Source organism: Ferrovibrio sp., assembly GCF_029255545.1.
Classification (GTDB): domain Bacteria; phylum Pseudomonadota; class Alphaproteobacteria; order Ferrovibrionales; family Ferrovibrionaceae; genus Ferrovibrio.
This window is the reverse complement of the sequence record NZ_JANLJJ010000079.1, coordinates 24,907-47,951: the sequence shown is the minus strand read 5'-3', so window position 1 is coordinate 47,951 and position 23,045 is coordinate 24,907. Positions and strand designations below refer to the sequence as shown.

20 protein-coding genes are annotated in these 23,045 nt (G+C 58.5%); all 20 read left to right on the top strand.

The features are described from left to right. The first annotated feature begins 3 nt into the window (after positions 1-3). The 20 genes from Q1J79_RS15315 (at position 4) to asnB (ending at position 23,037) form a co-directional block, all read left to right on the top strand. Entirely contained in the window at positions 4-780 is a 777-nt protein-coding gene (locus tag Q1J79_RS15315) for an SDR family NAD(P)-dependent oxidoreductase (RefSeq protein WP_300302024.1), read from the top strand. A gap of 24 nt (positions 781-804) precedes the next feature. Continuing rightward, the gene (locus Q1J79_RS15310; protein ID WP_300302022.1) at positions 805-1,632 is read left to right on the top strand and encodes an SDR family oxidoreductase; all 828 of its coding nucleotides are present in this window, start codon (positions 805-807) and stop codon (positions 1,630-1,632) included. Beyond that, entirely contained in the window at positions 1,626-2,456 is an 831-nt protein-coding gene (locus Q1J79_RS15305; RefSeq protein ID WP_300302020.1) for an SDR family oxidoreductase, read from the top strand. The genes Q1J79_RS15310 and Q1J79_RS15305 overlap by 7 nt, the downstream gene beginning before the upstream one ends. A 61-nt stretch (positions 2,457-2,517) precedes the next feature. After that, positions 2,518-3,405 carry an N-acetylneuraminate synthase family protein gene (locus Q1J79_RS15300; RefSeq protein WP_300302018.1) on the top strand — a complete coding sequence of 296 codons (888 nt, stop codon included), beginning with the start codon at positions 2,518-2,520 and terminating at the stop codon, positions 3,403-3,405. A 24-nt stretch (positions 3,406-3,429) separates the two neighbouring features. Next, positions 3,430-4,140 (top strand): formyltransferase family protein, encoded by a 711-nt coding sequence (locus Q1J79_RS15295; protein ID WP_300302016.1) that lies wholly within the window; start codon positions 3,430-3,432, stop codon positions 4,138-4,140. Further along, entirely contained in the window at positions 4,140-5,045 is a 906-nt protein-coding gene (locus tag Q1J79_RS15290; RefSeq protein WP_300302014.1) for a polysaccharide deacetylase family protein, read from the top strand. The genes Q1J79_RS15295 and Q1J79_RS15290 overlap by 1 nt, the downstream gene beginning before the upstream one ends. A 114-nt stretch (positions 5,046-5,159) precedes the next feature. Next, positions 5,160-6,416, top strand: a complete 1,257-nt coding sequence (locus Q1J79_RS15285) for a hypothetical protein (RefSeq protein WP_367182992.1) — start codon at positions 5,160-5,162, stop codon at positions 6,414-6,416. Between the two features lie 91 nt (positions 6,417-6,507). Then, on the top strand, positions 6,508-7,407 hold the full coding sequence (locus Q1J79_RS15280) for a phytanoyl-CoA dioxygenase family protein (protein ID WP_300302010.1): 900 nt from the start codon (positions 6,508-6,510) through the stop codon (positions 7,405-7,407). Positions 7,408-7,450: 43 nt separating this feature from the next. Next, complete coding sequence (locus tag Q1J79_RS15275; RefSeq protein ID WP_300302007.1) at positions 7,451-8,203, top strand: class I SAM-dependent methyltransferase; 753 nt, start codon at positions 7,451-7,453, stop codon at positions 8,201-8,203. Positions 8,204-8,303: 100 nt separating this feature from the next. Further along, positions 8,304-9,803, top strand: coding sequence for a hypothetical protein (locus Q1J79_RS15270; RefSeq protein ID WP_300302004.1), 1,500 nt, complete (start codon positions 8,304-8,306; stop codon positions 9,801-9,803). 104 nt (positions 9,804-9,907) lie between these two features. Next, on the top strand, positions 9,908-11,128 hold the full coding sequence (locus tag Q1J79_RS15265; RefSeq protein ID WP_300302002.1) for a radical SAM/SPASM domain-containing protein: 1,221 nt from the start codon (positions 9,908-9,910) through the stop codon (positions 11,126-11,128). Between the two features lie 47 nt (positions 11,129-11,175). After that, a complete protein-coding gene (locus Q1J79_RS15260; RefSeq protein ID WP_300302000.1) occupies positions 11,176-11,730 on the top strand; it encodes a DapH/DapD/GlmU-related protein in 555 nt (184 codons plus the stop codon). Beyond that, a complete protein-coding gene (locus Q1J79_RS15255; RefSeq protein ID WP_300301998.1) occupies positions 11,727-12,548 on the top strand; it encodes a phytanoyl-CoA dioxygenase family protein in 822 nt (273 codons plus the stop codon). The genes Q1J79_RS15260 and Q1J79_RS15255 overlap by 4 nt, the downstream gene beginning before the upstream one ends. Before the next feature lie 31 nt (positions 12,549-12,579). Beyond that, a complete protein-coding gene (locus tag Q1J79_RS15250) occupies positions 12,580-13,623 on the top strand; it encodes a hypothetical protein (RefSeq protein ID WP_300301996.1) in 1,044 nt (347 codons plus the stop codon). A 3-nt stretch (positions 13,624-13,626) separates the two neighbouring features. Further along, the gene (locus Q1J79_RS15245; protein ID WP_300301994.1) at positions 13,627-15,411 is read left to right on the top strand and encodes an ABC transporter ATP-binding protein; all 1,785 of its coding nucleotides are present in this window, start codon (positions 13,627-13,629) and stop codon (positions 15,409-15,411) included. An 8-nt stretch (positions 15,412-15,419) separates the two neighbouring features. Continuing rightward, positions 15,420-17,057 (top strand): hypothetical protein, encoded by a 1,638-nt coding sequence (locus Q1J79_RS15240; protein ID WP_300301991.1) that lies wholly within the window; start codon positions 15,420-15,422, stop codon positions 17,055-17,057. Continuing rightward, complete coding sequence (locus tag Q1J79_RS15235; RefSeq protein ID WP_300301989.1) at positions 17,045-18,700, top strand: asparagine synthase C-terminal domain-containing protein; 1,656 nt, start codon at positions 17,045-17,047, stop codon at positions 18,698-18,700. Before Q1J79_RS15240 ends, Q1J79_RS15235 begins: the two co-directional genes overlap by 13 nt. After that, positions 18,697-19,962 (top strand): glycosyltransferase, encoded by a 1,266-nt coding sequence (locus Q1J79_RS15230; protein ID WP_300301987.1) that lies wholly within the window; start codon positions 18,697-18,699, stop codon positions 19,960-19,962. The genes Q1J79_RS15235 and Q1J79_RS15230 overlap by 4 nt, the downstream gene beginning before the upstream one ends. A gap of 4 nt (positions 19,963-19,966) precedes the next feature. Beyond that, positions 19,967-21,205 carry a glycosyltransferase family 4 protein gene (locus Q1J79_RS15225; protein WP_300301985.1) on the top strand — a complete coding sequence of 413 codons (1,239 nt, stop codon included), beginning with the start codon at positions 19,967-19,969 and terminating at the stop codon, positions 21,203-21,205. After that, positions 21,205-23,037, top strand: a complete 1,833-nt coding sequence (asnB, locus tag Q1J79_RS15220; RefSeq protein WP_300301983.1) for an asparagine synthase (glutamine-hydrolyzing) — start codon at positions 21,205-21,207, stop codon at positions 23,035-23,037. Before Q1J79_RS15225 ends, asnB begins: the two co-directional genes overlap by 1 nt. Positions 23,038-23,045 lie beyond the last annotated feature (8 nt).

Here is a 23,045-nt window from a genome sequence, read left to right as displayed (position 1 = left end):
GCAATGGACCTCGTTCTGGCAGGCAAGACGATTATTGTCGGCGGTTCTTCTCGCGGCATCGGCAAAGCGATTTCCGCGGCGTTCCTCGACGAAAACGCCAGAGTTGTTCTGACCGGACGCAACGAAACCGACCTCGAGGCGGCGCGCGAAGAACTTGGTCGCGGGCGGGCCGATCGCGTTATGGCGATAGCCGGCGACCTGACGGATCGAACCGCATGCAACCGGTTGATGACAGAGGCAATTGGGCAGTGGGGCCGCATCGATTGCGTAGTCGCCAATGCCGGATCTGGGCGCGGCACAGCCGGCTGGGCCATCCCGGCTGATGAGTGGACGGAGATGCTGCAACGGAATCTATGGCCTGGCATCGGGCTGGTCGAAGCCGCCTTGCCGCGGATGATTGAGGCTGGAGATGGTAACGTGGTGATGATCGGATCCATCGCCGGGCAGGAAAGCATTGGCGCGCCGATTGCCTACGCGGTTGCGAAGTCGGCGATCGCCAGCTACTGCAAGAATCTCGCCCGGGCGGTCGGCCCGCACGGCATCCGCGTAAACTGCGTAGCGCCGGGTAATGTTCTTTTTTCCGGCGGAACATGGGACAGAAAACTGAAAGAAAACCCTATTGCCGTGCAGGAATATATCGAACGGGAAGTGCCGCTCAATCGCTTTGCGTCCCCTGAGGAAATTGCCGATATAGTGGTATTCTTGGCATCCGCCCGAGCCTCGTTCATTACCGGCTCATGCATCGTGGCTGATGGCGGGCAGACCCGCGGTGGCCATTGATGCGCCTTCAGATCAGAGCATAACGTGCAGACATCGAACCCTTTTGATTTAAGTGATCGCGTCATCATCGTCACCGGCGGCGCCGGCCTGCTCGGGCGCCAGCATGCCGAAGCGATTGCTTCGGCAGGGGGGCTTCCAGTGCTGCTTGATGTCAACCGCGATCGTGCCGAAGCCGCCGCGGCCGAGATTGGTAAGCGTCATGGCCGGCAGATCCCGGCTTTTGCCTGCGATATAACTGCACCATCGGAGATTGAAGCGGTCTGCGCCAGCCTGCAGCGGCGATATGGCCGCATCGATGGCCTTGTCAATAATGCCGCCAACAACCCCAAGGTTGAAGATGGCGGAGGCATCGAGTTCTCGCGCCTGGAAAACTTCCCAATGGATGTCTGGCTCAATGACATTGCTGTCGGCCTGACCGGCGCGTTCATCTGCAGTCGCGTCTTTGGCGCCGCGATGGCTGCCCGCCGTAGCGGCGTCATTCTGAACATTGCCTCCGATCTCTCGGTTATCGCACCTGATCAACGGCTGTACCAACAGGCCTCCCGCCCGAAAGAACAGCAGCCGGTAAAGCCCGTAACTTACTCTGTCGTCAAGGCGGGACTGGTCGGCTTGACGCGCTACCTCGCCACGTACTGGGCCGACCAGGGCATCCGGTGCAATGCCCTCTCTCCCGGCGGAATCTTCAATGGCCAGCCCGATGAATTTGTCCAGCGCCTAACCGGACTGATTCCGATGGGGCGCATGGCCAGTTCGGATGAATACAACGGAGCCGTGACGTTCCTGCTGTCTGATGCCTCACGATACATGACGGGCCAGAACATTATTATCGACGGGGGGCGGACGGTATGGTGAATAACCTAGCCAGCGACATATTCTCTCTGGCGCATAAGACCACGCTCGTCACCGGCGCAGGCGGATTCCTTGGACGCACTTTTTGTGAAGCGCTGCTGGCCAATGGCAGCGATCTGGTCGTGCTGGGTCGCTCTGATAAGCTTAATGCAACTGCCGATGAATGGCGGGCACGTTATTCGGAGCGCCGAATAACGGTGAAACTGCTCGACATGTATGACCTAACTCGACTTGAGTCTGAACTCACAACGATCGGACCGATCGATATCTTGATCAACAATGCGCACGAGCTTGGCCCCGCCACCGGCTTCAACACGACAGAGGGCTCACTCGACAAGGCTGACTTCGAGCAATGGTCGCGCAACCTGATGGCCGGCGCCTACTGGCCAGCTTTGGCCAGTCGCGTCATTGGCGGGGCAATGTGCCAGCGCGGTAAAGGCAATATCATCAACATTTCATCCATGTATGGAATCGTCGCCCCGAGCCCGATGCTGTACGAGGGAACAAGCTTTTTGAATCCTCCCGGCTATTCCGCGGCAAAAGCGGCAATGCTGGCCCTGACCCGCTACACAGCTTCGTTCTGGGGCCGCAAGGGAGTAAGGTGCAATGCACTGGTCCCAGGACCTTTCTCCAATACGGAAGATGCCGGCGCCAACAGCGTTGGCAAGGCCGACCCCTTCCTTGATCGGCTGCGCGACAGAACCTGTCTCGGCCGCATCGGGTCGCCTTCGGAACTGGTTGGCGCTCTCCTGTTTCTCGCCTCCGACGCAAGCAGCTACATGACCGGGCAGGCCCTGGTTGTCGATGGCGGCTGGACTACAACCTGAAACTCCGTCATGCGCCTCGGCGCGAAATCAACCCATACAGCACCAGAAGAAGGATACAGCCATGATTGACCCTGTCCGCATTGGCGACCGCTTGGTCGGCCCCGGTCACCCCTGTTTTGTAACCGCGGAAATCGGCATCAACCACAATGGCGACATGGAAATCGCCAAAAGGCTGGTTGATGCTTCCGTCGAGTCCGGCTGCGACGCGGTCAAGTTCCAGAAGCGTACCGTCGATGTGGTTTACACGGCGGAGGAGCTTGCCCGTGAACGCGAGAATCCGTTCGGTCGCACGAATGGCGACCTCAAATACGGCCTGGAATTCGGGCTTGATGCCTATAAGGAAGTTGACAGCTACTGCCGCAGCAAAAACATCCTGTGGTTTGTTTCCGCCTGGGATGAGGCCTCCGTCGACTTCACGGAGGCGTTCAATCCGCCCTGCTATAAAATCGCCTCGGCCAGCCTGACGGATGACGGCCTGCTGAAGCGGCACAGGGATACCGGTCGCCCAATCATTCTTTCCACGGGCATGAGCAGCCTGGCCCAAATCGACCACGCCGTCGAAATACTGGGCACAAAAGGGCTGATTATCCTTCATGCCACCAGCACCTACCCGTCAAAACCCGAGGAACTCAATCTGCGCTGCATTCCGATGCTGACGGAGCGCTACGGCGTGCCAGTCGGGTATTCCGGTCACGAAGTTGGCCTGAGCACCAGCGCCGCGGCAGTGGCGCTTGGCGCCTGCATGGTCGAACGCCATATAACGCTCGATCGCGCCATGTGGGGCAGTGACCAGGCTGCGTCGGTTGAGCCGCAGGGCTTCCATCGCCTCGTGCGCGACATCCGCACGATCGAAACCGCCTTGGGCAATGGCGAGAAAGTCGTATACCCCAGCGAAGTTCCGATCCGCGAAAAATTGCGCCGGATCGACACGCGTCGTCTCGTCGGCTGACAGCGGAAGCGTGGGCCAGAGCCAATGCGGATATGCCTCCTAACCACCGAAACGCCGCATCATGCCTATTTTGCGCAGACGCTGGTGGCGGATGGCCACGACGTATTGACTCTGGCCGAGCATAAGAGAGTCTCTCCGCCATACGAAACCGCACATCACTTCGAAACGGAGCGCGACATCTTCGAATGTGAGGCATGGTTTAACGGCCGCCAGGTGCAGTTGGCTGACGTTGCAGACACCAGATCTTTCGAGGACATCAATGCTCCTGAGAGCATAAAGCTGCTGGCCAGCCATTCGCCTGATATCTGCATAACCTTCGGCACTGGTCGCCTGCGGTCGGAGATTATCGCAGCCGGTGGCGACCACCTGCTGAATCTGCACGGCGGAGATCCCGAGCAGTATCGCGGCCTTGACACGCATCTTTGGGCCATATGGCATCGCGATTTTTATGCCTTGTCCACCTGCCTGCATCGGGTGGCCACCGGGCTCGACACCGGGGATATTCTTGCCTGCCTGCCCATTGACATCCGCCCTGACGCGGCCTTGCATCAGTTACGCAAGGCCAACACCGAAACATGCGTGACGCTGGCCCGGCTGGCCATCCACCAGCTTGAGTCGACTGGCCACCTGCTGACCCGGCCGCAACGCCAATCAGGCCGGTATTATTCATTCATGCCAGCGGCACTGAAGTCGGTATGCATCGAGCACTTCGCTCGATACACTGGGAGCCTGTGATGGATTACGCGCAGCACCTGCAGGAGGACAAGTTTGTCATCTTCCTTTTCCACGGTGTGATCGAGAAGCAAGTGGCGCAGGTTCGGAACTACACGCGGAAGCACCTAGAGAAAGACTATTTTGCCGGCAAGCTGAAGGAGCTTATTTCTGCCGGCGGCAATCCGGTATCCATGGATGACATCGCTTCGCATCACGCTGCGGGCGAACCGCTTCCCCCCAGAAGTTTTGCCGTGACATTCGATGACGGCTTTCTGAACAACCTGACTGTGGCCGCGCCGGTCCTCGCCGACCTGTCGATACCTGCAACATTCTATGTGACAACCGATTTCATTCAGTCCAACCGGATGTCATGGGTTGATCGGATCGAATGGGCGATTGAAGAAACAGCCTCCGGGCTGCTGCATCTGCCATGGCGCAATGATGCCCATTTCTCGGATGCGGACAGCAAGCGGCAGTTGCTGGACGAGATTCGGCGGCATGTAAAAAGTGACCGGAAAATTCGTATGGACGACCTAGCCAGCGATATTCAACGGCAACTGGGGCTGCCGGAGACATGGGCATCGGAAAACTTGCTGGACAGGAAAATGGATTGGGACGAAGTCGCCAGACTGCACGGCCATCCACTCTTTGTCGTCGGCGGGCATTCGCACAGCCACGCCATTCTCTCGTTTCTCACCGAAGATGAGCTTGAATATGAAATCGCCCACTCACTGGAGCTGCTGCGCGACAATGCCGCGGTTTCACCCAAGCATTACTCCTACCCGGAAGGCCTGGCGCATTGTTATTCCGAGTCAATCATCGCCAGGCTGAAGCGCCATGATGTTCAGGTATGCCCGTCTGCAATAGACGGAAAGAACGACGCATCCACCGACTTGTTCCACTTAAGGCGGATCATGGCTGTCTGAGCGCGGGCGCCTAGCGCCTTGCTTCGTTCCAGACGCCGCCATTTTTATTCGGACCAGCACAACATGAAACCTCGCGTCCTCATCCGCGCCCACACCGTCCGCCGGGATATAGGCATGTCTGCCTTGGTCGAAATGGGCCTGCAGCAGCTTGGCTATGAAACGTTTATATGCAGCGTGCATAACTTCCAACGCACCCTACGCTGGTGGAAGCCGCATGTCGTCATCACGCAGACCGCAGGCTCCGCGCATCAGGCGCGGGAAATACTTCCGGGCGCGCTCGTGGTTTTCCTCGATGCTGAAGGCTATCAGCCTGAATACAATTCGTGGGCGACGTTCTGGGAAAAGAATCAGCCCTATTACGACGCCCTGGATCTCATTCTTGCCTGGGGCCCCATACTCGGCGACGAAGTCAGGAGGCTGATGCCGACCAGCGATGTCAGCAAGCTCCATGTCGTCAGCTCCCCGAAGTTTGACTTGCTCGAGCATATGCGGAAGAGCGCGCCGCCAATCAGCGCCAGGAATTCGATCGGCATAATCACGCGCTATCCCTCAATCAACAACCACGAGGGCGTTCCCGCCATTCGCGGCCTGCACGTGAAATCCAACCTGGACTCGACAATAAACTCCTGCCTCGCGTACCACGCTCAACACACTATTATATCGCGCATATTGCGAGAAACCGATTTCAGCATCAGCATCCGCCCCCACCCGCTTGAGGATATTTCTTCATATCATAAATACGTAATCCCATCATTCGGCAAAGAATACAGCGATCGCCTATCGATCGATGACAGCCTCGATATCTCTGAGTGGATCATCAAGCAGCGGGCGCTTGTATCCCCAACCTCCACCGCTTATGTCGAAGCCTATCTTCTGAATGTGCCTTTTATAAACGTCGACCGCATCACCGACATGTATGAATACAATGCGGTTTTCGCGATTGTCTGCCGGCAATGGCTGGAATCCGCCTATGTGCCGAATACGATCGACGAGGCTATCGAACTCGTCCGTGACGCACCAAACCTGTCGATCCGTCGGCCCGTGATGGACCAGCAGATCAGCGACTATTGCGGACTTCCCTGCGGCCGGCCGTCGACGCTGCAAGTTCTGGAAGCAATCCATCGCCTTGTTGTGCAGCATGGGACAAAGCTGCACCGCGAGGCCGGCCTGCCGCTCGCCCTCCTGGGGTTTATTGATGACCTGCTGTATCGAAGGCTGATGCTACGGGATCGCCGGCACAAGAATTTCCACTACAACCGCAACTACCATAAATTGCCACGGCATATCAGCGCCACATTCCAGGAGTTGCAGCTAGAAATTCGCGCGATTCAGGCCGTCGCCCCATCAACCGCAACCTCAGCAGCCAGCTAGCCGTATCCGGGCAGGCGCGGAAATACCGCCGTTTTTACCCAAGGCCACGGTATCATCGATCGCCAGTTCAGCAGTGCAGGAGACAACGTCAATGCTGAAAGAAAACCTTGATCGCATCCGCCAGTATGCTGGCGACCCAATGAATTCTGGACCTGCCCTTGCTTTGAGCCGACACCTCTTCGGCAACAATGCCGGTATGAAGCAAAATGTCTATGGCAACCTGGAGCTTTGGAATTCGCGGCGCAACGGTCCCTTCGCGGAACAGGTCGGCACCCATCCGGTTGCGCAGGCAATTGATCAGGTCGGCTATGTCAAGGCCCCCTGGAGCTACCCTGCCGAGCTGATCGACCGGATGCAGGAACGCTTCGCGCAGAACATCGCGATCGACAATGTTGTCACGCAAAGAAATCGCGATGGCGGCCTTCTGAATATCGCGGCCCGCGACGTCCTGCACAGCATGCCCGAGGTGCGCGAGTTCCTGAATGACGAATTACGCTCGGTGTTGCGTAGTTATTTCGGATCTTTCGTTAGAGTCTACAAGCCGGACTTCTGGCGCAATTTTCACATTCCCGAGGCAGATCTCGTCGAACGAGAGCGATATTCCGAACGTTGGCACAATGACTCCGGGAAGACATCCATCCTGTCCATCCTGATTCTGATGTCGGATGTTTCCGAAGAAAACGGCCCCACCTGGTGCATCAGCCGCCCGACCACCCGGGCGCTGATGAAACATGAATACAAATCGCGCGACCTGACGCCATTGGAGAACATTGCCGAAGGCAGGGCCGAGGTCATCAAGTTCGTCGGCCGCAGGGGCGATGCATGGCTGCTGAACACCAGACGCACCCTGCACCGTGCCGGCATTCCGGCTCCCGGCAAACAGCGTGATCTTCTCGGCCTGAAATTCACGCCGGCTGCCGGAGATTCTGATGTCTGGGACGAAATCCCGCGCCCCGAGGAAAAGCAGCTGGTCTGGCACCGATACCCCTAACCCAAAACACGTATTCCACCCAATCTTCGAAGGCTTTATCCATATGGAACAGACGTCAAAGCTCGCCGGCCTTGTCCGGCGACTGCAGCAGTTTCTTCTGGTGCGGGAAATCCGCATCGCCGTTTCCGCGTTTCGCTATGTTTTATATGCACTGATTCTCCGTCGGGTGCGGCGCTTCAGCGGCGACGACCGCAATCTGGGCGCCAACACGCTCGACTATAACTTCAAGAAAATCGGAAAAAGCCTTCACGTTGATAATCGCATTCACATGCTGGCGCGGCCGGTTACCGCGATATCATACGTTGCCACCCAGCTGCCTTTCGCGAAAACGCTGTCGATCGGGCCCAGAGCCGAAGGCGAGTTGCTCGCGCTGGCGGGATACGGATTCTCCTGGTCGAATATCCACGGGCTTGACCTATTTTCATACTCGCCGCGCATCGATGTAGGCGATATGCATGCGATGCCATACCCCGACTCGTCCTTTGACGTGATCGTGTGCGGCTGGACGCTGGGATACAGCGACAATCGCCCCAAGGCGCTGGCGGAAATGGTGCGCGTCCTGAAGCCAGGAGGGATCCTCGCCATCGGCGAGTCCTATCATTCCAAAACCTATGAAGAGGGTGCCGTATACCACGGTTACGAGCTGGGAAGCCGCGACCGAATCAACCAGCTCGACGAGATCGTCGCACCGATCAAGGACAATATCCTCAACTGGTACTTCCGGCAGGAAGCAACCGAAGAAGACTACCGGCGGGAAATCACTGCGATCGTCGGCGTGTTTTCCATCAAGAAATGATGACCGTTGGTCTTGAGAGCCCTGCATCATGACAGCTTCGGGAGGCCGCCCGCACGCCTTCCGCACACACCATCTGGAAAGATCCGCCTGGGGTCGATGATTGTCTGAACAAATTAATTATAGCCGCCGCGCGTTATTTATCGAAGCGGCGTTCTCACCCCGCATCCAAGCCCTGTTGCTGGAACTGGCTGCGAGCGACTGGACCGCGATTTCGCCATCCTGTCTTTTCTTCCGCGACTTCGAGGGCTTGCCCAAGCAGGCGCCGTTCGATCTGGACCTGCTGTGTGATGCCGCCGAATGGGATTCGCTGCTGCGCCATGTTCACAAGCTTTCGGAGCAGGATGGGCTGCTGTGCTTTCACCGGAAAGCTGACAGCTCGGTCTATATCCTGCTCCTGGACCTTGCCGGCCCTCCGGATGCTCGGCGCCACTGCTTTATCGAAATCCGCCCCGACCTCGCCATTCCGGCCAAGCAATTCGCCGTGCAGCCGGCCGCCCAGGTCAGCATCCTGCCCGCCACGGTCCCGCGCGCGTCCGCAGCGGGCCTACCCGTGCCGGTTCCGTCATGGCATTGCGCCTTTCTAATGCTCCAAGCACTTCGCAAGGCGCGGCCGGACCGTTACATCGCCGCACTCGATGCATTCGCTTTGGCCACCCGGGAAGCAGCGTTGCATATCCTCGCCGATCTGGGATTTGAGCCGGATGCCGTCCGCCGCTGGCTGGCCGACCCCAAGCCGCTTCCCCGCCGGACCAGCAGTCCTGCACCTGCCTGGCGGGATCGAATCGCCATGTTATGCGTGAAATATCTGTTCTTCCTGCCGATTCTGTCCTATGAGTTTTTTTCCCTGCATGGACCGGATGGCGTTGGAAAAACAACAACTTGCCGGGAAATGGAGGCCCTGTTCACTGGGCTGCCCATTGGCCTGTACATGTTCCATCACAGCGAGGGCTGGAAACATGGCCGACGCCGGCCCAGGGAAACCGCTGCCGCCGCACCCCGGCAGGTTGCTGCACCCCTGGCGGCGGCCGGCTCAGCAGAAAGCTCGCAAACTGGCCAGGCAGCGGGCCCCTTGCACCGGGTATTACGTGCAATCTATCGCCTGCTGCCCGAAGGGCTGCAGGACCTGTGGGTCTGGAACAGCCATTTCATAAATTACAACAGGAACTTCTCACGCTTCCTGTATCGCTACCGGGGGAAAGGGGAAATCCTGTTTTCCGACCGCTATCTTTACGATGTGCGGATCAAATACATCGTCGAAACGCCCAAGCCAAAGTGGCTTGTTCGAGCCTACTACAAGTTGCATTGCGGCCTTATTCCGCCACCATCATATGCCTACATCCTGACCGATGATCCGGCAGCCATCGCAAGCCGCAAGAACGAACTAACCGCCAGCCAAATCGAGAAATTCATCGGCGCGATCCGGATTGCCCTGCAGCAGCATGGGGTTGCGGCCGAGGAAATCGCCATTGCCGGCCGCTCACCCCAGGCGGTGGCCATCGATATAGCGACGCGGCTGTTTCGACGAATGGACGCCAGGGTGATAGAATACACAAAAGCTTATATGACCCATCTTGAATCGATGGGTGGCGAACGTGGGTGAACGCCACTGTGCCGAGCAGGCGGGCGTAATTATATTGGTGGCAGCAGGATTCGCCAGATGGCGTTCTGCGCGCACACAGACCGCAAGATCAGGATGAAGTGTCAATGATTGCTCTGAACGCGAAGCAGAAGAAATTCATCAAGCAGAGCGCGCCCTTCCTGCTCGGAAGGTATCGCGACTGGAAGATGGCGAGTCAGTATGGTGACGACTTCTGGAATACGCGCATCTCCAAGGTCGTCCGGCTTGTCGATGACCTTGAGAACAATCCATACGACAAGATTCGCCCGCGTGATTACAACGCGTACCCCAAGCAGTCGCGCCATGCGATCATCGAGATCAACAACACATGCAACCTGAATTGCGCCATGTGCCAGACCATGTCCGCTACAAGGAAGCGCGGCCGCATGGAAATCGATCTTTTTAAAGAGACGCTGGAGAAGCTGGTTTCTGACGGCATCAATAACGTCGCCCTCCACACGCTCGGCGACCCGCTTGCCAATCCCCGCCTGCCTGAAATCTTTGCCGAGCTGCGTCGCTATGGCGTAACCACCTCGATTTGCACAAATGGCCTCCTGCTCGACCGCCACGTCGACACCCTGCTTGAATACATGGACATCTGTCCCTCCATCGCATTCTCGGTCGATGGCGCCACCAAGGAAACATACGAGCGTATCCGCATTGGCGGAAAATTCGAAACGCTGCTCGAGCAGCTTGAAATCAGCAACCAGCGCCTGCGCCCGAAAGGCATGACCGTCAAGATTCACTGCACCTTGTCCAAGGACAATCTGCATGAAGTCGGACTATTCATCGAAACTTTCCGCAAGTATGTACCTTATCCGGCCCTGGACATCAGTTTTGGCGTCATCACCGGCCTGGCACCGGACAACACCTACTTCGAAAGCGTCAACCCGTTCCCCAACCATACCCATCGCAATCTCATGTGCTGGCGGCCCAAAGGCGATCCACTCTGGGTCAATATCGACGGGACCGTTTCGGCCTGCTGCCGTGACTATCATGGCGAGTTGATTATCGGAAACATCAAGGATTCAACTTACCGGGAATTGCAGGAGAGCGAAGGGCTGCACGCCCTTCAGAAGGCTCACGAGTCTGGTGACCTCTCGGCATACCCGCCATGCGACACCTGTTTCCGCCCGGACAAGAGGCTGGACGAGATTGTCAACGCCGTGTTGCAGCATGCCGTCTACATGGCTCCGGATGAAAGCCGAGATTTCTACCAGTCGGTTGCCGACGACATGGTCAGCATCCTCCGCAGCAACGGTAATTACGCGGAGAAGATCGAAGAGCTGACAAAACGTGCCGCCTGACGGGGATATGAAGGTGCGGACTTCACTTGCATGACCAGGGTCGGATTATGATGACGCGTAGCGGGTTACCTTCCCGTCTGCGTCTGAGCCAGCGCCTGCTGCTGCGACTGGCGAATGCCATCGATGTCGCACGCCGCGCATACCTGATGTCGCAGATAGGGCTACACGGCAAGAATATCGTACTTCGCCCCAACATCACGATCACCCATCCAGAGCGCCTTTTGCTGGGCAGCAACATCATGATCAATCACGGCAGCATGATCTTTGCTTCCGGCCGGGTGACCATGGGAAGTGACGTTGTCATCGGGCCAGGCAGCATGATCCTGACAGGGAATCATGTGGGCGAGATATTTTACGGCAATACGGAAACCCAACCGATCACGATCGGCAGCAATGTATGGCTTGGCGCTGGCGTTGTCGTCACGCCTGGCGCCAGCATTGGCGACAATGTCATCGTCGCCGCCGGCTCGGTGGTAAGTGGTCAGATCCCATCAAACTCGATTGTCGGCGGCGTCCCGGCGCGAATAATCCGGGAGCTTGTCCTGCCGTTTGAACCCAGGCACTACACCGCAGCAACAGAACCGGGCGAGCCTTTGACATGATCATGCCAGAAGAACGGGAAAAATTCGAGAAGAGCGGATATCACTATCTTCCAGGCCTGCTGTCCGCTGACGAGGCGCAGCAATACAGGATGCGGATTAATCGGGCATTCGGCCTGCCCGAGCGAGAGCTAAGCAACCGCGACATAGATTCCAAAACCTATACCCTGCCCGACGGCATCACCAAAATCCCGGATTTCTGGCCACTGATTTTCAATACGAAACTTCTCGAAACGATCCGAGGATTGCTCGGAGGCGACATTCGTTATACCCAGCACTCTGATCTTCACATAAATCTTGGCGCAGGAAAATATCATCGCGACTCCGCCTACCGCGACTTCGGCGTGGGCCCGGACTGGGACGAAAGCAAGAGCGCCTACAAGGTGGTCCGCGTCGCGATCTATCTTTCCGACTACGACAACAGCGGATCGTCCCTGGTCATCCTGCCCGGCACGCATCGGCATGAATCCTGGCTTAATCGCATGGAAGTCCGGTTCTGGAATGAATTGCGTACTCGCTGGCGACGGTTTCTGGACACCAATTCATTGCCGCAATGGGCGATATCGATGCCCAAGACGACCATCCGCCACAAACCAGGTGATTGCCTGATCTTCGATCAGCGCGTACTTCACGCCGGGGGCGTAGTGGCAGGCGCAATGCCGAAATACGCGGCATACCTGTCCTTCAGCCTCGATAATATCCACGCCTACAATCATCATGCCTATTACCTCTCGCGGCCAACCTACCTTCGCCAGATTCCGGAAGAACTCTCCGGCCAACTCGAAGGGGCTGGCCTGAAACTGACCAGTTCACAACCCTGATCCACCCAGAACCCTTCCCCAGTTCACAGTAATGAAGCGTATTCTAGTTGGCGGTCCTGCCCGCTGCGGCAAAACGACAACGGCCCGTCTCCTTGGCACGCAGAACCAGGATTGCTTTTACCTCGGTGTCGACGCGCTTTTCCCGGCGATGCTGCGCAGGCCCCTGCTGAACCGGCTCCGCCCCTGCCGCGACACGGTTGCCCATTTCCTTTCCCGCCTGCGCTATCAGGACGATGACAGGCTCGTCACGGAATCGGCACTCACCTACAGTCCCGTTGCTCTTGAAACACTGCTGAACAATGCCGGCATAAAGCAGGACGATCATCCGGTCACAGCCTATGGACGAGCCATCGATGCAATGGCCGCAGCCCAGGGGGCGACCGCATGGATCGCCTTCGACGTGCATCCGGAATTCCGGTTTCATGCCCTGCGCCGCCTGATTCCGGGACTGCAGTTGCTTTTGGTATTCCGTGATCCGCTAGAAGCGATTGCGGCCCAGATATACTGGCGCCAGGATTCGTCCTACCGGCATTCCCGGAAGAGATTCCGGCGGGCTTTCCTGCTCTGGGCCCTGTCTGCGCAAGTTGCCATTGATCTTCGCAGGAGGCATCCTGCCGACGTGGCGGTACTGGCTCTGCCTGACGTCCTGGACAATGCTGGCGAATGCGCGGTTTTCGGCGTGCCGCTTCACCGGCCGGCCAACACGATAAAGACACCTGATCTTTTGTATAGCAAGCATGCGACCGGCTACCGCCTGCCGAACGGAGCCATCGTACCGCTTCTTTCGGAAGCCGAGGAACAGGCAATCACCACACTGCTGTTTCCGCTCGCCGCACAGCTTGGCCTTGATGTGCGACCGGCACTGTCCAGCCACAGGTCGGGGGCACCTGCCCTGCTCATCGCGTATATGACTGGTCTGAAATGGCTGTCGCGCCTCAGACCAAGCCTCGCCCTTACCATTCTGGACTTCGCCGACAACCCGGTAGCCGTACTGCGTGGCCAGCTGAGTTATCTGCGGGATGCTCTTGGAGCTGCAATGCACCGCAAATCCCCGAACACATCGCTGCCCGAGTAGATCATGCGCAACATCCGAAAGAAACTGGCCAACCTGAAGGCCCTGTACTCCCAGGCCGGCCACAGCCTGATCCTGCTGCTTGGAATTGTCTTCCTTGCCAGCTTTACGGAAGTCATTGGCATCGCAATGCTTCTGCCGATTTTGGAATACAGCAACATCGGATCGCAAACCAGCGAACTGACCGTTTTTGTCTTCGACTCCCTGCGCGCGGTCAACCTGGAGATCAATCTTGGGAATCTCCTGATCCTCATGGTCCTCATATTCCTGCTCAAAGGCGCCATCGTTTTCACCCGACTCTATGCCGGAGAAAAAATCATATCCGGCCTGATCCTTCGCCACCAAGAACAGCTGATCGGGGCTTATTCATCGGCATCGTATCTTTACTACACGAAGCTGCGCAGCGGCACCTTGAACAATCTGATATTCAGCGAGGTTGAGAGATTCGGCCGGTCAATCTCGAAGATGGTATCCGTTGCCGCAGCCATCATCGCCGTAGCCATGCATTTGGCCGCGGCGGCAACGCTCCGCGTCGATGTGACGATCAGCATCGTCATTGCCGGACTGATCATGGTCAGGTTTCTCAGAGTGCTTGTCACCAAGACCAGATCGACGTCGATTGATATGTCCCATATCTATGCTGACGCTCAATCTGCACTAATCCAGAGTATGCACAGCTTTCTCTACCTCCGTGCATCCGGCTCGATGCGGATGATGCGCGACCATATTGTCTCCCTGCTGCGGCGTTACATCAGGCTGAAGAACCACATGGCCATCATGTCATCAATGCTGCAGTCCGCCGTGGAGCCCATGGCGATCGTCCTTTTGGCCGCGCTAATATATATCCAGACCGTTGTCGAGGGCCGGCCGATCGGCGAAATCGTCGTTCTGGCTCTGCTGTGCTATCGCGCCTTCACCCGCATCATGGGCGTGCAGCAGGAAATCCAGCGATACAACGAAAGCGTTGGCGGGGTCATCACCGTGACCACGGAAGGCGGCAAGCTGGCCCAGAATCGTGAAGCTGCCGACGGCAGTCGTACTGTCGCGCTGGACAAGGAGATAGTCTTCGACAACGTGTCGTTCAGCTATGACGGCAAAATTCCGGCCCTTTCCGGGATAAACCTGCGAATCCCTGCAAACAGCACCCTCGGTATCGTTGGCGAGTCCGGCGGAGGGAAAAGCACGCTGATTCTGCTCCTGGCTGGCGTTATTACTCCTACCGCGGGCAGTATCTCCGCCGACGGCGTGGATTTCGGCGTTATCGATAAGCAGGATTTACGCGAAAAAATCGGCTTTGTTACCCAGGATCCGGTCATATTCAATGGCACGGTCGCAGAGAACATCACGCTGTTTGCGTCAAATAGCGACGATGCCGAAATACGCCATCGCATCAACGAGGCCGCCCGCAGAGCCCACTGCCTCGATTTCATCCTGAAGCTTCCCAATCAGTTCAGCGCATTGCTTGGCGAAAGAGGCGTCAATCTTTCCGGGGGCCAGAAGCAGAGGATCGCCATTGCCCGGGAACTGTTCCGCAACCCGCGGCTGATGATCCTGGATGAAGCCACCAGCGCGCTCGACAGCGAATCCGAACAGATCATTCGGGAATCCATCGAACAGATGCAGGGCGAAAGAACAATTGCCATCATCGCCCACAGGCTCTCCACGATCCGGCACTGCGATTACATTATTGTGCTGGCAAAGGGTGAAATCGTCGAACAGGGCACCTATGACGCGCTGATCGGCAACAAGAATTCCCGCTTCCACGCCCTGGTCGAAGCGCAGCGCTTGTAAGCAGCTTCATGAACCAATTCAATACATTTGCGCTTGACATTGCCTCTTACGATGCAATGGCCAGGAGCGGTGCGCGCATACTCCGTTGGCCGACCGGGCAGAAACAATACGAAATTCTGTCCTATGATCTGCCCCGCGGCCTGACCGCATACATCCGCGGCATGGCGGGCAGCGGAGGGCTGGATTATGTCGCTGCAATCAGTTGCCTGTTCGATATCTACCTGTGCATGGCCCGCCTCGGCCGCGCCGCGATAGATCTGACGAATATCCGCCAAGCCGGCGGAAGCGCGCTTTTCGATCCGGCGGGAAATCCGATTCTCGCCTACCTTCAGTCGGACACGCCAAGGCTGGCCGAAACCTATACCGACATCATACCGGATGGCGAGCCAGGCCTCAGCTTCTCGCTGTCGGCCAAGGACAGGCTGCGCGCCCTCAAACGCGACCTTATTATGATTGCGACGCCGCGATCGGGCCGCTGCGACGCGCTTGCCCGTGGCGGCCTGATCGAGAATTTTCTGTCTGGCTGCGGACGCCAATCGATCAATTTCAATCCGTATCTGGTCGATTGGCCGTCGCTGGGGCCAATTCCGCGGGTAATGCGTGACATCGCGGATGCATTGACGACCATTTTCCAGGATCTGCTGGAGCGGCATGTTGATCTTGCGCCCGGTCTGGCTGAGAAGGTGCGGCACGCAGCCGACCTCTTTGCACAAGCATGGCTCAATCGGTCATGGCATAATGCCTGGCACCTGCAGCGATGGCATTTCCCTTGGCGGATTGGGGATGTTGCCGTTGGAACATCCCCAAAAATGCTTGGGCGCCTGTTAGGCCACCTGTACCAGAGCCACGGGAAAACCGTGATTCGCTGCGCCCATGGTGGCGAACGGCCCTTCTTTGACGATGACCACTGGGGATTATCCGAATTTCCGTTCTGCGACCGCTACCTTGGCCATAGCCATGGTGAGGCTGACGCCATCGCGCGACGCCATCGAGAGGGCCGCCTCATCAGAGTGCATGATCAACCGCCGGTTTGCGTCGGCCTGGGCTCGCGGCGCCATCAGAACATTTACACGATGATGCATGATCGCGCCGACCTTCCTGCCCGGCAGGCAAAAAAGGTCATGTTCGTCGCAAGTTCCTTCCTGGGAGAATTCAGTTCGCACATCCCAGCCATCAAGCCCGCCGATGTCCTGATTGCTGACCTCGAGATACAGGTCATGTCCGAACTCCGGAAGGCGGGCTTCGAAATTCTGTTCAAGCCGCACCCTAAAGCAGTGATTGGGTCCGGCAGCATATATCAGGGATGTTTCGATGCCCTTGTCAGCCGGCCGTTCGACCCGCTTCGGGATGACGTCGATGTATATGTTTTTGACTATGCGGGCTCGGCGTTCTTCGATGCCCTGGCCTCCCGCCGCGGTGTCGTACTGATCGACACGAAGCTGCGTCCATTCGATCCGACCACCATCGATGATCTCCTGGCCAGGATCGAAATTGTCCCAGCCAGCGCTGATGAGCAGCTGCGGCTCCGGGTTGACCCCGTTGCCCTGGCTGCGGCCACGAAGCGGGCGGGGGAACGCCAGGAATGCCCGGACTGGTTCGCCCGCCGCTACTTCGATGGCGCAGAGAGCTGCGAATGGATCGGATGATGCAGGCCCAATCGGGGCTTCCGTGGATTGTCGAGAATGATCGGCCGGAATGGAAATCCGGCCAGCTCGGGCCGGTCAGCTACTGGTATGCGGGTGATCGCCGTTCTGCGGAGCGGCTGGCTGGATTATTGGCGAAGACCTTCGATAATGCGCCGGTTTTGTCCGAGGCGTTGAATGCCTGCGCTGGCTCATTCGCCATGATCGCCGCGACCAGTGAGCATATCCTTGCCTGCGTCGATCACTGCCGCAGTTTCCCGGTGTTTCATACCATCGGCCCTCAGGTGTATGTCGGAACCGATGCCACAGCGACGCTGGCAGCAGCCGGCGCGGCCAGACCTGACATGACCTCCGCTCTGGAATGCGCCATGTCGGGCTACTCGACCGGACCGCATACCCTATATGAGAACCTGAAACAGCTTGAGCCGGGGCAGGCTCTGCTATGGCGCCGCAGCGACGGGAAATGCCTGCCGCTCCGGTATTTCCGGTATCTGCCCGGGGATATCTTTCCAGCAAGCGAAGTCGAACTGCAGGACAGGCTGGATGCCGTCGTCAACCAGGCCATCGACAGAACGATTGCCGCGGCGGATGGCGCCCCAATCGTTATCCCCCTGAGCGGTGGCCTTGATTCACGCCTTATCCTGGCCAAGCTACACGCCCGCAATTACCGTAACCTGCATTGTTTTTCATATGGGCAGGCCGGCAATGCGGATGCCATGGTGGCACGCGATATTGCCGACCACCTCGGCGTATCATGGCGGTTCGTACCGACTCCCGGACGCGTGACCCGCCGGTTCTTCAACAGCAGTCTGCGCCGGGATTATTGGCAATATGCCGATGCCCTCTCGGCAGTGCCCAACAACCAGGACATCCTGCCCCTGCAACTGTTGCGCGCCCAAGCCGGAATCCCGGCCGATGCCATGATCGTCAACGGGCAAACCGGAGATTTCATCAGTGGCGGGCATATCCCTGAGCCCCTGTTTCAGCTCGGACTTTCGGCAGGCGCCCTGGTCAGCCGGATTTCCGAACGCCACTATTCGCTCTGGACATCCCTCAGAACCCCAGCCAATCAGGCGCAGATCGCCGGGCGGATTCGCTCCCTCATCGAACTCGATGCCGAAGACAGCCAGCCCCTCGGCCAGGAACAGGCCATCGCGCTCTGGGAACGGTTCGAATACGAAGGACGGCAGGCGCGCTATATCGTGAACGGCCAGCGCGTATATGACCATCTTGGTTATCGCTGGCAACTTCCTCTCTGGGACGCAGATCTGGTCCACTTCTGGCGCGACGTTCCGCCGGCATTCAAACGCAGACAGAAACTCTATCGTGACACTTGGGTGCGCTGGGATTATGAGCGGCTGTTCAGTCGCCCGACCCGCGCGATCAGCGCGTGGAGCAAGCCAGTTTCCGCCTTCATCATTCCGCTTTCTGTCATGGCGCGCCTGCTCCTTGGTCGCCAAAGGCGGGACCGCATGATTGGCTATGCCCGCTACATAGACCGCTTTGGCAATCATTATCAGTCTTTTGGCTGGAAAGCTTTCGCCCGCGCAGCGCCTGACATCCGCAATCCCGTGGCGCTCTACGCCAAGGCCTGGCTCGAGGAGCGGGGGTTTGCCGCAATCTGGGATACGGGAAGGCCAACGTGAAAGTCCTGTATATTTGCCGTGTCTTTACCGGACTTGAGACCTCACTGCTGGCAGGAAAATGGGCCCCGACCGGCGTTCCGACAATTTACAAGGTCATGGAGGCTCTGGCCCGTCCGCCGCATGACAGCCGGTTTCTGTTGGCGACCCGGGGCATAGGACGGGATTATGCCACGGCCTGGAATACGTCGCAGGACAAATGCGTTGAACTGGAAGGCTTTCCGAAACCGCTGCATGTCCTTGCCGGGGAGAGCAGGTTTCCTGTCTGGCTTGGGCGCCTGCGCGGCATTCTCACCAGCCTCCGGCATCTGTTCTGGATATGGTGGCATTTCCGGACTTTCGCTCCCGACATCGTCTATGTTGACCGGGCCCATGCCCTGATCGGAGCCATACTCGCCCGCTTCTTCGGCGCCAAGGTTGTGTTGCGGGTGATGGGTGTCTATCCCTCGATGTGGGACACCCTGTCCGGCCGCGGTGTTGTCGCCCAACTGGAACGCTGGGCGTTTAAGGCGCCGTTTGCCATGGCCCTATGCACGCAGGATGGCAGCGGCGGCGAATTCTGGATGGACAAGGCACTTGCCCCAGCCACTCCCCGTCGGATGATGCTGAATGGCGTCGACCTCCTTGCGCCGGCGCCAACCCGGCCCCCCTTGCCGATCCCAGAAGGCAGAACGGTGGTTCTGTTTATCGGCAGACTCGAATGGAACAAGGGCTGCGAACCGTTTGTTGAAGCCTTGCTGTCGCTTCCGGATGATTATGCCACCCGCATCCATGGCGTCATCATTGGGACGGGCAGCCAGCGCGACAAGCTGCTGCGCCGGATTGAAGCCACAGGCGCGCAAGAACGATTCACCTTCATCGACCGGCTACCTCATGCGCAGATCCGAGACGCGCACAGACAGGCCGACATATACGTATCGCTCAACCGGCTCGGACAGCTCAGCAATGCGAACCTGGAGGTCATCTCAGGTGGCAACTGCTTCGTTGCGCTGGACGCCCAGCTCGACAGAAAGATTGATGTCGGAACCTGGAACCTTATTCCGCCTGGGGCCGCGGTGCGAATTCCGATCGAGCGCGAGGTGCCCGCGCTTGCACAGGTGATCATGGAATTGTCTGATGCACCAGAGCGTCGTCGTGAAATGGCCGGGCAGATTCGCGCCGCGGCCGCCGGCTTCATACCGTCCTGGTCTGACCGGATAGCTGCGGAACTGTCATTGCTGGAAACGATTGCCACCGGCGGCAAAGTCCCGACGACAGCCCCGTAAAGACATGCCCCTTAACATCGCCCTCCCGATTTCCAGTTTCCTGCCCAGTCTGGGCGGCGCGGAGGTCGGATTGCACAATATCGCGATCCGGCTCATGGCCCGCGGACATAATCCGACCGTGATTGCGCCGGCACCTCATCTTGCCATGCTCCGTCGCGCCAACTGGAACCTGCCTTATCCGGTTGTTTCATTTCCCCCGAAGATCTGGGGGATGATGCGCCATGCCCCGTCAATCGGTCACGCCCTGTTCGATGCATTTCTCACACATCTGCAGCGCCGTCACCGTTTCGATATCTGGCACGCGACCATCGGCTACCCGGTTGGCGTCAATCTGGTCCGCTACGCCCGCACGCGACAGGCCATCCCGCATCTCGTGCGCTGCACCGGCGAGGACATCCAGGTCGACCCGGATATCGGCTACGGCATGCGCCTTAACCCAGAGGTTGATCGGCAGGTGCGGCAATGGTTGCCCAGGGCGGATTGCCTGGTGGCCATTACTGAAAGCGTCGCGCGCGAGTATTCCGCCATTGGCGCGAAAGAAGCCATTATCGCCCGCATTCCGAATGGCGTCGACGTCGCCCGTTTCCAGCGCGGCGTCAACCGCGCCGCGATCCGGAACGGCCTGGGCATCGCACCGGACACAACCCTGCTGTTATGCGTTGGCAGGAATCATCCGAAGAAGGATTTTGATATCCTTCTGCAGGCCGTCGAACGGGGAATAGATGCCGGAGCCGATATCGCCGCGGTCTTTGTTGGAAAGGGCGTCACTGAGCTTGCGTCCAGGATCAGCCGTGAGACTGCCCGCAAACGGATACACCTCATCGAGCCTCCGGCCAGCCCGGCACAAGGCGCCGATGCCCTGCTGCTGCCGTCAGATAGGCTGATCGATATCTATAAGTCAGCAGATGTCTTCGTCCTGCCGTCACGGATCGAGACATTTGGAATCGTACTGGTCGAGGCAATGGCCGCCGGATTGCCGGTGATTACCACTGACGCGCCCGGCTGCCGCGATGTCGTCCGCGCCGAGCAAGATGGCATTGTGGTTCCTGTCGGCGATGTGGGCGCCCTATCCGAGGCTATCCTGAATGTCGCCGGCTCTCCCGCATTGCGCGATTTACTCTCAAAGGCCGCACGCCGGCGCGCCGATGATTTTTCATGGGACGCCATTGTTGATCAATATATCGCTCTCTACGGCAGACTGATCGCCGCCCACCAAGAATTGACCAGAAAAGGCGGCCATTAATGTGTGGTTTTGCTGCACTATTCGAGCGGGACCGCGACTTCCCGCAAGATCTCCTGCAGGCAATCGGGCAGGATCTGCGTCACCGCGGACCAGATTCGGAAGGCATCGTTGATAGAACCGGCATGGCGCTGGTATTCCGCCGCCTGTCCATTCTGGACATCCGGCACATTGCCGACCAGCCGATGACGGACGATTCCGGGCGTTATACCCTGGTATACAACGGCGAAATTTATAATTATCGCGCCCTGCGCAGCGAACTGGAGACTGCCGGCCACCAGTTCAAAACCAATGGGGACACCGAGGTCCTGCTGCATGGCTTCATGCAATGGGGCGAGGGCGTGCTGGGAAAAGCCGAAGGGATGTTTGCGTTCGTCATTGTTGACCATGCCACCGGCAAGGTTACGGCGGCGCGCGATGCCCTGGGGATCAAGCCCCTGTATATCAGCCGGCAAGGCAACCTCATCGCCCTGTCAAGCGAGATGCGGCCCCTGCAAAGGCTGGTCCGCAGCGGCCCCTGCCGGATCGCATTGGCCGAACTTCTGGTCTACCGTTTCGCCGCGGGCCGCCTCAGCAATCTGGAAAATATCGATCGCATCCCTCCTGGCACCGTGGTGACCTTCAATCTGGATGGCAGTGGTTATGCCGAGCGGCGCTATTTCGACATCACCGACAGCATAGGCCATACCAACCGGATCACGCCGCAGGCTGCGGCAGACATGGTGCGGGAATCCGTTGAATCTTCCGTTGCCGCTCATCTGGCAAGCGACGTGGATTATGCCGTCCAGCTGTCGGGGGGCATCGATTCCAGCCTGGTAACCGTCCTCGCGGCGAAAGGGCGCACCCGCCCCCTGCATAGTTTCGCCATAGGGTTCCCGGATTCGCCACACGATGAATCGGCGTATCGCCGCGAAGTCATCGAGACCGCAGGCACGGTTCATCATGAAATGCCCGTGGACAGTGTGATGTTCGCCGATGCGCTTCCGCGGGCGGTGTCTCATATGGAAGGGCCAAGCCCGCACCTTGGCTGCATACTTCTCATGCTGCTGTGCGATCGCATCCGCGACACCACAAAAGTCGTTCTCACCGGCGAGGGCGCCGACGAGGCTTTCGGCGGTTATGAGCGTTATGCCCAGTGGCAAAGCCTGCAACGCTACAGGCGCCTTGCGCAACTCGTTCCAGAGCGCCTGTGGCCGCTGCTAAAGCGCTATGGCTGGCTCAAGCATTATTCGGACCACGACCCTGCCATTTTTTCCAGCGTATTCTCGGACTATTGGAAGCTTCCCGAGCTTTTCCCGTCTCTGGCGCCTGCCGCCGGAGCCAGGGAGGAGATCGCCGCCCGCTTTCCGGATTTCCGCGACCGCATGATGGCGGTCGACCAGACGGTATACTTGGAATCCCTGCTGCTCCGGCAGGACAAGATGGCCATGGCGGCCTCTGTCGAAGCCAGGGTGCCGTTTGCGCATGCGCCCCTGTTCCAGGCCATGAACAGCATTCCCCACCATTTGCGCGTGCCCGGTGGGCGAACCAAGCCGCTGCTCAAGGGGCTGGCGGAGAAATTCTTCTCATCTTCGTTCGTCCACAGGCGCAAAGTCGCCCTGACGATACCACTGGCCGAGTGGCTGGCCGTTCCCACCGGCCTCGGACGCTATCTGGAGCTGCTTACGGAGCCCAATGCCAGATTGCCTGGATATGGGGATCGGGTCGCCATTCGCCGCATGGTGGACAGCTTCCGCGGCGGCGACCGCTCCGTGGCCCGCATTCTCGTCCACATGATCAATATCGAAACCTGGTTACGCAGCGTGGCCAATCCGGTGACGGGGGCGAGCCGGTGATCAATCCT